General features: G+C 70.8%; 11 protein-coding genes. All 11 read right to left on the reverse strand.

Going from position 1 to position 11,925, the window contains the following annotated elements; genetic code table 11:
- Position 1 precedes the first annotated feature (1 nt).
- The 11 genes from ACP6CK_RS08050 to ACP6CK_RS08100 are packed head-to-tail and all read right to left on the reverse strand — an operon-like array spanning position 2 to position 11,913.
- Positions 2 to 988, reverse strand: coding sequence for a tripartite tricarboxylate transporter substrate binding protein (locus tag ACP6CK_RS08050; RefSeq protein ID WP_426958361.1), 987 nt, complete (start codon positions 986 to 988; stop codon positions 2 to 4).
- 44 nt (positions 989 to 1,032) lie between these two features.
- The gene (locus tag ACP6CK_RS08055; RefSeq protein WP_426958362.1) at positions 1,033 to 1,692 is read right to left on the reverse strand and encodes a 3-oxoacid CoA-transferase subunit B; all 660 of its coding nucleotides are present in this window, start codon (positions 1,690 to 1,692) and stop codon (positions 1,033 to 1,035) included.
- A complete protein-coding gene (locus ACP6CK_RS08060; protein ID WP_426958363.1) occupies positions 1,689 to 2,366 on the reverse strand; it encodes a 3-oxoacid CoA-transferase subunit A in 678 nt (225 codons plus the stop codon). Before ACP6CK_RS08060 ends, ACP6CK_RS08055 begins: the two co-directional genes overlap by 4 nt.
- A gap of 3 nt (positions 2,367 to 2,369) precedes the next feature.
- Positions 2,370 to 3,143 (reverse strand): SDR family NAD(P)-dependent oxidoreductase, encoded by a 774-nt coding sequence (locus ACP6CK_RS08065; RefSeq protein WP_426958364.1) that lies wholly within the window; start codon positions 3,141 to 3,143, stop codon positions 2,370 to 2,372.
- A 4-nt stretch (positions 3,144 to 3,147) separates the two neighbouring features.
- Entirely contained in the window at positions 3,148 to 4,140 is a 993-nt protein-coding gene (locus tag ACP6CK_RS08070; protein WP_426958365.1) for a tripartite tricarboxylate transporter substrate binding protein, read from the reverse strand.
- Between the two features lie 31 nt (positions 4,141 to 4,171).
- Entirely contained in the window at positions 4,172 to 5,317 is a 1,146-nt protein-coding gene (locus ACP6CK_RS08075) for an acyl-CoA dehydrogenase family protein (RefSeq protein WP_426958366.1), read from the reverse strand.
- 4 nt (positions 5,318 to 5,321) lie between these two features.
- A complete protein-coding gene (locus ACP6CK_RS08080) occupies positions 5,322 to 6,518 on the reverse strand; it encodes an acyl-CoA dehydrogenase family protein (protein ID WP_426958367.1) in 1,197 nt (398 codons plus the stop codon).
- 2 nt (positions 6,519 to 6,520) lie between these two features.
- Entirely contained in the window at positions 6,521 to 7,723 is a 1,203-nt protein-coding gene (locus ACP6CK_RS08085) for an acetyl-CoA C-acyltransferase (protein WP_426958368.1), read from the reverse strand.
- Positions 7,720 to 8,184: a PaaI family thioesterase gene (locus tag ACP6CK_RS08090; RefSeq protein WP_426958369.1), complete on the reverse strand. Its 465-nt coding sequence runs from the start codon at positions 8,182 to 8,184 to the stop codon at positions 7,720 to 7,722. The genes ACP6CK_RS08085 and ACP6CK_RS08090 overlap by 4 nt, the downstream gene beginning before the upstream one ends.
- On the reverse strand, positions 8,171 to 9,841 hold the full coding sequence (locus ACP6CK_RS08095) for an AMP-binding protein (protein ID WP_426958370.1): 1,671 nt from the start codon (positions 9,839 to 9,841) through the stop codon (positions 8,171 to 8,173). The genes ACP6CK_RS08090 and ACP6CK_RS08095 overlap by 14 nt, the downstream gene beginning before the upstream one ends.
- Positions 9,838 to 11,913 (reverse strand): 3-hydroxyacyl-CoA dehydrogenase NAD-binding domain-containing protein, encoded by a 2,076-nt coding sequence (locus ACP6CK_RS08100; RefSeq protein ID WP_426958371.1) that lies wholly within the window; start codon positions 11,911 to 11,913, stop codon positions 9,838 to 9,840. Before ACP6CK_RS08100 ends, ACP6CK_RS08095 begins: the two co-directional genes overlap by 4 nt.
- Positions 11,914 to 11,925 lie beyond the last annotated feature (12 nt).

Genomic DNA, 11,925 nt, shown 5'->3' on the forward strand with positions numbered 1-11,925 from the left:
ATCACTCGATCCGCAGGTTCAGCCGCTGCACCATGGTCCGCTCGTACTCGGCGCGGCGGGCGATGAAATCGCGGTACTCCTCGGTGCGGCGATATTCCAGCGGCATGTCGAACTGGGCCCGCACGCGCGTGTTCTCCGGGCTGAACAGCGCGTCCTTCAGCGCGTCGTGCAGCACGCGCACCACGCCGGGATCCATCCCCTTCGGCCCCATGATCCCGTAGGGCGAGGTGACGACCATGTCGTAGCCGAGTTCCTTCAGCGTCGGCACCTCGGGAAAGCGTGCGGCGCGCTCGGCGGACCAGACGGAGAGGAGGCGCATCTGGCCCGCCTCCACGTTCGGCGCCCAGGTCGAGCTGTCCGCGATGCTGACGACCTGCCCCGACAGCACGGCCGTGACGCCCTCAGTGGCGCCGCGGAAGGGAACATGGGTGAGGCTCACGCCCTCCTTCAGCGCGATCTCCTCCATCGCGAGGTGGTTCGTCGTCGCGATCCCGGAGGAGGAGTAGGTGATCCGCCCCGGATTGGCCCGCGCCGCCGCGAGGTAGTCCTGCCAGGTCCGGATCGGGTTGTCGGCCTTCACCGCCACGCCGAACAGCCAGCCTGTCAACCCGATGATTGGCGTGAAGTCCGCGATGGCGTCCCATTGCGGGTTGCGGACGAGGAAGGTCCGGCGGATCACCGAGAGGTGCATCTGCCCGATCGTGTAGCCGTCCGGCCGCGCCTCCCGCGCGAGGTAGGGGGCGTGCAGCGTGCCGCCGGCGCCGCCGCGGTTCTCGATGATGACGGGCTGGCCCAGGCTGCGCGACGCCACCTCCCCCAGAGATCGGAGCTGTGCGTCGGCGGAGCCGCCCGGCGGCCAGGGGACGATCAGGCGGATGGGCCGTTCGGGGAAGCGCCCCTGTCCGCGCGCGATCCGCGGCGCCGCGAGCAGCGCGCCCGCAAGGCCCATTGCTCCGCGCCTCGGCAGTCCGGTTTGGGTCTGGATCATCGTCGCTCTCCCTGTTCCGCCCGGCTTGTCTGCCGGGTCGGCTGTTACGCCTCCAGCGGTCGCGGATCGGTCGCGCGCAGCGGCGCGCCGGTCTGTCGTTGCAGCTCTTCCAGGCTGAGCCCAGGGAGGATCTCCTCCACCTCCAGCCCCTCCGCCGTGACCGCGATCACCGCGAGATTGGTGAAGACCCGACGCACCACGCCGCGCGCCGTTAGGGGATAGGTGCAGGCCTGCACCAGCCGCGGGTGCCCGTAACGGGAGACGTGCTCCATCATGACCCAGATCTGGCGCGCACCGACAGCCAGGTCCATCGCCCCACCCACGGCGGGCACACCTTCGTTCTCGCCCGTGGACCAGTTCGCGAGGTCGCCCGACGCCGATACCTGGAAGGCGCCAAGGACGGAGATGTCGAGATGCCCCCCACGCATGATCGCGAAGCTCAGCGCCGTGTCGAAATAGGACCCACCGGGCCGGATCGTCACCGGCTGCTTGCCGGCGTTGATGAGGTTCCAGTCCTCCTGTCCCTCCGGCGGACGGGGGCCGACATGGAGGATGCCGTTCTCCGAGTGCAGCACGACCTCCCGGTCCTCCGGGATGTGATCCGGCACCATGTCGGGCAGGCCGATGCCGAGGTTCACGAAGGATCCGTCGGGGATGGCGCGCGCCACGCGGCGGGCCAGCCCCTCGCGCGTCAGCGGCGTCATGCCGGCGACCCCGCGCGCACCACGCGGTCCACCAGCACGCCGGGCGTGACCACCACCTCCGGGTCCAGGGCGCCGAGTTCCACGAATTCATCCACCTCCGCGACCACGAGGGCGGCGGCGGTGGCCATGACGGGGGCGAAGTTCCGCGCCGTCTTGTCGTAGGTCAGGTTGCCCATCCGGTCCGCCTGCCGCGCCCGCAGCAGCGCCACGTCGCCGCGGATCGGGCTTTCCAGCACGTGCTCGCGACCCTCGATCATCCGCACCTCCTTGCCCACGGCCAGCGCCGTGCCCGCACCGACCGGCGTGTAGAAGCCGCCCAGCCCCGCACCGCCGCAGCGGATGCGCTCCACCAGCGTGCCCTGGGGAACCAGCTCCAGCTCGATCTTCCCGGCCATGTAGAGGTCCACGAAGGTCGTGGTGCTCTTCGCCTTCGACTTGGGATAGGAGCAGACAAGCTTCCGCACCCGCCCGGCCGCCAGCCAGACCGAGAGATCCGGCAGCGCGCTGCCGGCATTGTTCGTCACGACCGTCAGGTCGCGCGGGCCCAGTTCCTCGACGGCCGCGATCAGCCCCAGCGGCACCCCCGCGCCGCCGAAGCCGCCGAGCAGAACCGTGGCGCCGTCCCGTATCCCGCCAACGGCCTCGGCGTAGGTCTGCACACGACGGTCGATCATGGTTCAGAACAGCGCATAGCCGCCATCGATCAGGAAGGTGTCACCGGTGTGATAGGCGGAGGCATCGCTCATGAGATACACGGCGATGCCGCCGAAATCCGCGGGCTGTCCCCAGCGCCGCATGGGGATGCGGGGCATGACGTTGCCGCGGAACTTCTCGTCCGCCACGGAGCGCGCGGTCATCGCCGTCTCGATCCAGCCGGGCAGGATGGTGTTGGCGCGGATGCCGTGGCGTGCCAGCTCCACCGCCAGCGCGCGGATCATCGAGACCAGCCCGCCCTTGGTCGCCGCGTAGTGCTCGTTGCGCGCCGCCCCCTCGATCGCGGCCAGCGAGGCGGTGCCGACCAGGGCGCCTCCGCCCCCGCGCGCCACCATGTGGCGGGACGCGGCGCGAAGGGTGAAGAAGGCGCCGTCCAGGTTCACGCGCAGGACCCGGCGCCATTCCTCGGCCGTGAAGTCCACGAAGGGCGTCTTCTTGCCGGAGGAGACGCCGGCATTCGCGAAACACCCGTCCACCCGGCCCATGAACCGCACCGTCTCGGCGAAGGCCGCCTCCACCGCCGCCTCCTCGCCCACGTCGCATTCCAGCGTGAGCACGCGGCGCCCGGTGGCGGCCAGGTTCTCCCGCGCCGCCGCGTTCTTGGCGGCATTGGTACCCCAGATCGCGATGTCCGCGCCGGCCTCGGCCAGGGCGGTTGCCATGCCCAGCCCGATGCCGCCATTGCCGCCGGTGATCAGCGCCACACGACCGGTCAGGTCGAAGGGTCGGTAGGGCAATCCGTCAACTCCCGTCGATGCTCAGCTGCAGGCGGGAGACCATCTCACGCTCGTAGGCGACGCGTTGCCGGGCGAAGGCGAGGTAATCCTCCGGCCCGAGATACTCCATCGGCAGCTCCCAGCGGCGCATCACCTGCTGGGTGCTCTCGTCGGAGAGCGCCTTGCGGAAGGCCTCGTGCAGCACGCGGACGACGCCGGGGTCCATCCCCTTCGGTCCCGCAATGCCGTAAGGGGAGGTGACGACCATGTCGTAGCCCAGCTCGCGCAGCGTCGGTGCATCGGGGAAGGCCGGCAGGCGGTCCCGCGTCCAGACCGAGAGCAGGCGGAACTCGCCATTCTCGACGTTCGGACGCCAGGCCTGGGCATCGGCGATGCAGTCGATCTGCTTGCCGAGCAGCGCCGTGACGCCCTCCTGCGCGCCGCGGAAGGGCACATGCGTCATCTGCACGCCCTCCCGCGCCAGGATGTCCTCCATGGCGATGTGGTTCGAGGTCGCGACGCCGGAGGTGGAGTAGGTCAGCATCCCCGGACGCGCCCGCGCCGCGGCGATCAGGTCCTGCCAGCTGCGATAGGGGCTGTCGCTCCGGACCGCCGTGCCGAACAGGAAGCCGCTGACCTGCATGATGTAAGTGAAGTCGTTGATCGGATCCCAGGTGGCGTGCCGCGTCATGAAGGGATGGCGCAGGATCGAGAGGTGCTGCTGCGCGAGAAGATAGCCGTCCGGCCGCGCCTGGAGGACCGCCTGTGCGCCGAGAGTCCCGCGCGCGCCAGGCCGGCTGTCGAGGATGACCTGCTGCCCGAGCTCGCGCCGCACGACCTCGAACATGGAGCGGAACAGCGCGTCCAGCGAACTTCCCGGCGGCCACGGAATGATGAAGCGGATCGGGCGGTCCGGAAATCCGGCCTGGGCGCGCGCGATCCGCGGCGTCACGAGGCCAGACGCCCCGAGCGCGAGCGCGCCGCGCCGGGTGACGTCCACAACCCTTCTTTTGTTCATTGGACCTCCCTCCCCCGTTCTCGGGGCGTGCTCAAGCCGCGGCGATCAGCCCTCCCGCGTCGGAAAGCTGCCGCAAGTGCCGGTCGGCATCACCGAACTGAAGGTCGATCGCGGTCAGGCGCGCGAAGTAGTGGCCGATGGCGTACTCCATGGTCATGCCAATGCCGCCATGGAGCTGGATCGCCTCCTGCCCCAGCTTCCGCGCCGCCCGACCGACCTGCACCTTCACCGCATTCATGGCCCGGCGCCGTTCCGCCGCATCGTCCTCGGACGCCATCATGGCCGCGTACATCGCCATGGAACGGGTCTGCTCCAGCTGCACCATCATATCGGCGGCGCGGTGCTGGATCGCTTGGAAGGAACCGATCGGAACGCCGAACTGCTTGCGGGTCTTCAGGTAGTCCAGCGTCAGAACCTGCGCGGCTTCCATGGCGCCCACCGCCTCCGCGGCCAGGGCGGCGATGCCCTCATCCACCACGCGCTCGGCCAGGGGTAGTCCGTCCTCCGGATCACCGAGAACGGCCTCCGCCCGCGCCCCGGTCAGCAGGATCTCCGCCGCGCGGCCGCCATCCATCGTCGGGTAGCCGTGGCGGGCGACGCCCTCCCCCCTCGCGTCCAGCAGGAAGATGCCGACGCCCTTCCGGTCCCGCGGACCGCCGGCGGTCCGGGCGGTGACGATCAACCGGTCCGCGCTGTCACCGTGGATCACCACGCCCTTGCGGCCATCCAGCACCCAGCCATCCCCGTCCCGCCGCGCCGTCGTCTGGAGGTCGGCCAGATCGTAGTAGGATTGCGGCTCCACATGCGCGAAGGCGAGGAGCAACTCCCCCGCCGCGATCCGCGGCGCAAGCTCCGCACGCAACTCGGCGCCCGCCCCGTGCCGGAGGAAGCCGCCGCCGACCACGACGGTGGTCCAGTAGGGCTCCAGTGCCAGCGCGCCGCCGAGCGCCTGCATGACGATCATCGTCTCAACCGCCCCCCCGCCGAAGCCGCCCTCCGCCTCCGCGAAGGGCAGGCCGAGGATGCCGAGTTCGGCATAGGCAGACCACAGCTCCCGGCTCCATCCCTCCGGAGAGGCTGCCAACGCCCGGCGCGCCTCGAAGCCGTAGCGGTCGGCCAGAAGGCGCTGCAGGCTCTCCTGGATCAGGCGCTGCTCGTCGCTCAGCTCGAAATCCATCGTCTCAGAGTCCCAGGAAGGCCTTGGCCATGATCTGCCGCTGAATCTCGTTCGACCCGCCGTAGATCGAGAGCTTGCGCCAGTTGAGGTAGATCGGCGCCACGGTCGTTGCCCATTCCGGCGCGACCTCCGGTGCGTTAGAGCGGTCCTTCGGCTCGGGCACGGCAGGCAGGGCGTAGGGGCCGGCCGCTTCGAGATAGAGCTCCGTGATGGATTGCAGGATCTCCGATCCCCGTACCTTCAGGATGGAGGAGGCCGGGTCCGGCTTGCGATCGCCACCCGCCGCCTTCGCGACAACGCGGAGGGTGGTCATCTCCAGCGCCTTCAGCTCCACTTCCACCGCCGCGACCCGGTCGCGGAACCGCGGATCCTCGATCAGGGGGCGGCCATCCTGCACCGTGCGCGCGGCGATCCCCTTGAGCCGCCGCAGCCGCTCCTGGCTCGTGCCCACGCGCGCCTGGCCGGCGCGCTCGTTGCCCAGCAGGAACTTCGCGCAGTCCCAGCCCTTGTTCTCCTCTCCGATGAGGCAGTCGGCCGGGACGACGACGTCGTCCATGAAGACCTCGTTCACCTCGTGGCCGCCATCGATCGTGACGATCGGGCGGACGGTGACGCCGGGCAGGGTCATGTCGATCAGCAGGAAGGAGATGCCTTCCTGCTTCTTTGCCTTCGGATCGGTGCGGACAAGGCAGAAGATCCAGTTCGCGTGCTGCGCCAGCGTCGTCCAGGTCTTCTGGCCGTTCACCACGTAGCTGTCACCCCGGCGCTCCGCCGTCATCTTCAAGGACGCGAGGTCGGACCCCGCGCCCGGCTCGGAGAAGCCCTGGCACCACCATATGTCGAGATTCGCCGTGGGCGGCAGGAAGCGGCGCTTCTGCTCCTCCGTCCCGAAGGCCGCGATCACCGGACCGACCATCAGCGCGTTGAAGGCGAGCGGCAGGGGCGCCGGCGCCCGCTGCAGCTCCTCCGTCAGGATGAAGCGCTGCGTCCCCGTCAGATCGGAACCGCCCCACTCCCTCGGCCAATGCGGCACGGCCCAGCCGCGCGCGTTGAGCTTCTTCTGCCAGTCCACCGTCTCCTGGCGGGAGAGATGGCGGCCCTGGATCATCCGCTCCTGCGTCTCGCGCGGAAGCTCGGCGGCGATGAAGGCGCGCACCTCCCCGCGGAAGGCGCGTTCCTCCGGTGTGAAGCGCAGGTCCATGGTCAGGCCACCTCGAACAGGCCGGCGGCACCCATTCCGCCGCCGATGCACATCGTCACCACCACGTAGCGGGCGCCGCGGCGCTTGCCCTCGATCAGCGCGTGGCCGGTCATGCGCGCGCCCGACATCCCATAAGGATGACCGATGGCAATGGCGCCCCCGTTCACGTTCAGCAACTCATCGGGGATGCCCAGCCGGTCGCGGCAGTAGAGGACCTGGGAGGCGAAGGCCTCGTTCAACTCCCACAGCCCGATATCCTCGACCTTCAGCCCGTGCTGGGCGAGCAGCTTCGGCACCGCGAAGACGGGGCCGATGCCCATCTCCGCCGGATCGCAGCCCGACACCGCCATGCCGCGGTAGATGCCCAGCGGGTGCAAGCCGCGGCGGGACGCCTCGCCCTCCTCCATCACCACGCAGGCCGAGGCACCATCCGAGAGCTGGGAGGCATTGCCGGCGGTGATATAGCGGCCCTCCTTCACGCGCTGCCCGTCCTTGAACACCGGCTTCAGGGTCTGGAGGCCTTCCAGCGTCGTGTCGGGGCGGTTGCCCTCGTCGCGCGCCAGCGTCACCGGCTTCCGGTTCGTCTCTCCTGTCGCCTTGTCCGTCACCGCCATGACGCTCGGCATCGGCACGATCTCGTCGTCGAAGCGGCCGGCCTGCTGGGCGACCGCGGTGCGCTGCTGGGAGCGGAAGGCATACGCGTCCTGCGCGTCCCGCGTGACGCCGTAGCGGTCCGCCACGATCTCCGCCGTCTCCAGCATCGTCATGTAGAGCGCGGGAATCCGCTCCACCAAGGCCGGATCCTCCCGGCGCCAGCGGTTGGTCCGCTCCGTCTGCATCAGCGAGATGGATTCCAGGCCGCCGCCGACGGCGATCTGCATCCCGTCATGCATTACCTGCTTCGCGGCCGTCGCGATGGCCATGAGGCCGGAGGCGCATTGCCGGTCCACCGTCATGCCTGCCACCGTCTCCGGCAGGCCTGCCCGCAGCGCCACCTGGCGCCCGAGGTCGAAGCCCTGCGCGCCCTGCTGGACCGCCGCGCCCATGACCACGTCCTCCACCTCGCCCGGCTCGATGCCGGCGCGCTGCACGGCGGCCGCGACCGCATGGCCGCCCAGCGCCTGGGACTGCGTGTCGTTGAAGGCGCCGCGGTAGGCACGGCCGATCGGCGTCCGCGCCGTGGAGACGATGACCGCGCTTCTCATGCAGGATCCCCCTTGGGCACGCCTCGCGCGGGCGAGGCCGAGAGCAGCTTCCACACCCCGTCCGCCGCCGCGACGGTGCGGTCGCCGACCGTCAGCACCCCGCGGATGAACACCATCGAGCGGGCGCGGCGCAGCACCTCGGCCCGCGCCTCGATGAATTCGCCGGGATAGGCGGCGGAGATGAAATGCGTGTTGAGCTGCACCGTTACGCAGGGCACGCGCCCCCCGGCCTCGAACACGGTCAGCCCCAGTGCGTTGTCGGCCATCGTCACCAGCAGCCCGCCGTGGATGATGCCGTGGCCGTTGGCATGGTGAGCCTCGGTCAGCAGGCCGAAGACGCGCCCCTCCCCCTCCCGCTTGGCCCAGAAGGGGCCGGTCAGCTCCGAGAAGCCGCCCGTCCCGCGGCGCTCCCAGCCATGGGCCGCGGGATCGAAGGGCGGAAGGGCGTCAGGTGGCGTCATGCGGGGTGCTCATCATGGCTTGAACTTCGGCGCGCAGCGCGCTGGCCAGCAGCTTGCCGGTCGGGCTGCGGGGAAGGGAGTCCCGCACCTCCAGCGCCGCCGGCATCTCGTGGCGGCCCAGCCGATCACGCAGGAAGTCGCGCAGCGTCTCCAGCGTCAGCTCCGGCGCGCCGGGGCGAAGCGTCACGAAGGCCTTCGCGGCCTCGCCGCGATACGCGTCGGGCATGCCGATCACGATGCACTCCGCGACGTCCGCGTGCTCGTAGATCGCGCCCTCGATCGCCGCCGGATAGACGTTGAAGCCGCCGGAGATGATCATGTTCTTCCGCCGGTCCACGAGGGTGAAGAAGCCGCCCTCATCCATCCAGCCGATGTCGCCGGTCAGGAAGAAGCCGTCGCGGAAGGCGGCCGCGCTCTCCTCCGGCCTGTTCCAGTAGCCCTGGAAGACGCTGGGACCGCGGACGGCGATCTCCCCTGTCTCCCCGGCGGGAAGCACGCGGCCCGGATCGTCCAGCGCCACAATCCGCATCTCCACGGCCGGCAGCGGCAGGCCGATCATGCCGGGACGGCGCGGCGCGTCGGGCGTGACGCGCGTGCCGGCCGGGCTCGTCTCCGTCATGCCCCATCCGCCGAGGAGCGGCCGCCCGAATACCGCCTCGGCCCGCACCCGGACCTCGAAGGGCAGCAGCGCCCCGCCGGACGCGATGGAGCGCAGGGAGGAGAGATCGCGCCCCTCCACGCCCGGCTGCCCCAGCATCGCGATCCACATGGTCGGGACTCCGGGGAAGACGGTCACGCGCCGCCCCTCGATGTCGTCCAGCGCGGCCGCCGCATCGAAGCGCGGCCGCAGCAGCAGCTCGTTCCCGTCCGCAAGATGCCGCAGCAGCACCGAGGTGAGCGCGAAAATGTGGAAGAGCGGCAGGACGAGGAGCACGCGCTGCTCCCCCGGCTCCAGCCTCGTCCGCGGATCGCCCCAGCTCCGGTAGATGGAAACCGCGGCGGTCAGGTTGCTGTGGGTCAGCATCGCGCCCTTCGGCCGCCCGGTCGTGCCGCCCGTGTATTGCAGCAGCAGCAGGTCATCCGCGACGAGCGCGGGCCAGGCGGCAGGGGGTGCGTGATCCAGCAGCGGCCTCACGGACGCGGCGCCAGGCGGCAGGGAGACGGCGTCCGGCGATCCGGTCCAGAAGCCATCCGGCGCGATCAGCACCTCCGCCGCCGCGCCGGTCTCCAGCAGCCAGGCCGCGTGGTCCAGAAGGGGGGCGAGGTCTGTCGTGATGATCCGGCGCGCCTCGCTGTCGCGCAGCTTGTGCTCCAGCTCCCGCCGCGCATCCAGCGCGCTGAGATGCACGATCCGGGCACCCGTTCGCGCCAGGCCGAAGAAGGCCAGGGGGTGCCAGGGCGTGTTCGGGAGGAGGAGCGCCACGGTCTCGCCGCGGCCGATCCCCCTCGACATCATCCCGGCGGCGAGCCGGTCCGCCAACTCCTTCAACTCGGCGTAGGTGATCCGCCGCTCGCGATAGGACAGCGCCGTGCGGTCGCCCCACTGCGCGGCGGCGCGGTCCAGCAATTCGGGGATGGTGATGATGTCGAGCGGCGCGTCCCAGCGGCAGCCAGGCGGGTAGGACGCCTCCCAGGGATGCGCCGCGCGGGCGGTCACGCCGCCTTGGCCTCCAGCGAGGAGAAGCCGCGGCCCTCCGCGGCCAGGCGGCGCAACAGCGGCGCGGGCTGGAGCGTCTCGTCGCCCGACTGCGCCGCGAACCGCTCCAGCCGCTCGACGATGCGCGGCAGGCCGATCGTGTCCGCGTAGAACATCGGTCCGCCGGTCGTCGCCGGCCAGTTGTAGCCGTAGAGCCAGACGACATCGATGTCCCCGGGCCGGGCGGCGATGCCCTCCTCCAGGATGCGCGCACCCTCGTTGATCATGGGGAGAAGAAGGCGCTCGGTGATCTCCTCCTGCCCGATCGCGCGGCGGGTGATCCCCTGCTCGGCGGAGACGCGCTCGATCAGGGCGCGCACCTCCGGATCGGGCACGCCGCTGCGTGCGGCGCCGGAGTAGTCGTAATAGCCCTTGCCGGTCTTCTGCCCGAGCCGCCCAGCCTCGCAGAGCGCGTCGGCGATCGGGGCGCGCTTGCCCTGCGCCTTGCGGATGCGCCAGCCAATGTCGAGACCGGCGAGGTCGCCCATCTGGAACGGCCCCATGCGGAAGCCATAGGCCGTGAGCGCGGCGTCCACCTCCTGGGGCAGCGCCCCCTCGAGCAGCAGGCGCTCGGCCTGCGCCGTGCGGCGCGCGAGCATGCGGTTGCCGATGAAGCCGTAGCACACGCCGGAAACCACCGGCACCTTCGCCAGCTTGCGCCCCAGCTCCATTGCCGTGGCGACCGCGTCCGGCGCGGTCTTCGCGCCGCGCACCACCTCCAGCAGCTTCATCACGTTCGCCGGGGAGAAAAAGTGCATCCCCAGCACGTCGCCGGGACGGGAGGTCGCGGAGGCGATCTCGTCCACGTCCAGATAGGACGTGTTCGACGCCAGCACCGCGCCGGGCTTCGCGATCCCGTCGAGCTTGCCGAAGATCTCCTTCTTCAGCCCCATCTCCTCGAACACCGCCTCGATCACCACATCGGCCTCGGCCGCCGCCTCGAGGCCGACCGCGCCCTTGATGAGGCTCATGCGCTGGTCCCGCGCCGCCTCCGTCAGGCTGCCGCGCTTGACGGAGGTGGCGTAGTTGCCGGCCACCCGCTCCAGGCCGCGGGTTAGCGCATCCTGGTCCGTCTCGATCAGGGTGACAGGGATGCCGGCATTGGCGAAGTTCATCGCGATGCCGCCGCCCATGGTGCCGCCGCCGATCACCGCGGCGCGGGCGACCTCCCGGCCCTTCGTGCCCTTTGGGAGGCCCGGGATCTGCGCCGCCGCTCGCTCGGCGAAGAAGAGGTGACGCAACGCCTTGGAGCGGGGATCATCGCGCAGGCGCACGAAGTGCGCGCGCTCCGCCGCCAACCCCTCCTCGATCGGCTTCTCGAAGGCCAAGCGGACGGCGTCCACGATGGCGGCCGCGCTCGGGTTCTCGCCGGCGCGCTTCAGCGTGGCGACGGCGGCCTCCTCGAAGGCCTCGCGCGCGCCGAGATTCGCTGCGTCGCGGCTGCGGCGGGGCGTGCTGCCGGCCAGCGACAAGGCGAGCGCCGTCGCGGCGCCCACCGGGTCCGCGGCGACCTCCTGCACCAACCCGGCCGCCTTCGCGGCCTCGGCGCCGATCGGGTTACCCTCCACCATGATCTTCAGCGCGGGGACGGCGCCGATCAGCCGGGGCAGGCGCTGCGTCCCGCCCGCGCCGGGCAGCAGGCCGAGCTTCACCTCCGGCAAGCCCAGCTTCGCGTCGGGCGCGGCCACGCGCGCATGACAGCCGAGCGCCAGTTCCAGCCCGCCGCCCAGCGCGTTGCCGCTGATCGCCGCGACGACTGGCTTGGGCGATTCCTCGACTGACGCAATCGCTTCGGAGAGGGAGGGCGAGACGGGCGGCTTCCCGAACTCCGTGATGTCCGCCCCGGCGGAAAAGCCGCGCCCCTCCCCGGTCAGCACGATCGCGCGCACGGCCGGATCCGCATTCGCCTTTTGCAGCGCGTCGACAACACCGCCGCGCACGGCGCCGGAGAGCGCGTTCACCGGTGGATTGGAGAGACGGACGAGAGCGACGCCATCGGCGTGAACGGACGTGACCGGCGCGCTCGGTGTCATGTGACCCCCCGG

Origin of the sequence: Muricoccus radiodurans, from assembly GCF_050154705.1 — a bacterium.
Classification (GTDB): Bacteria; Pseudomonadota; Alphaproteobacteria; order Acetobacterales; family Acetobacteraceae; genus Roseomonas; species Roseomonas radiodurans.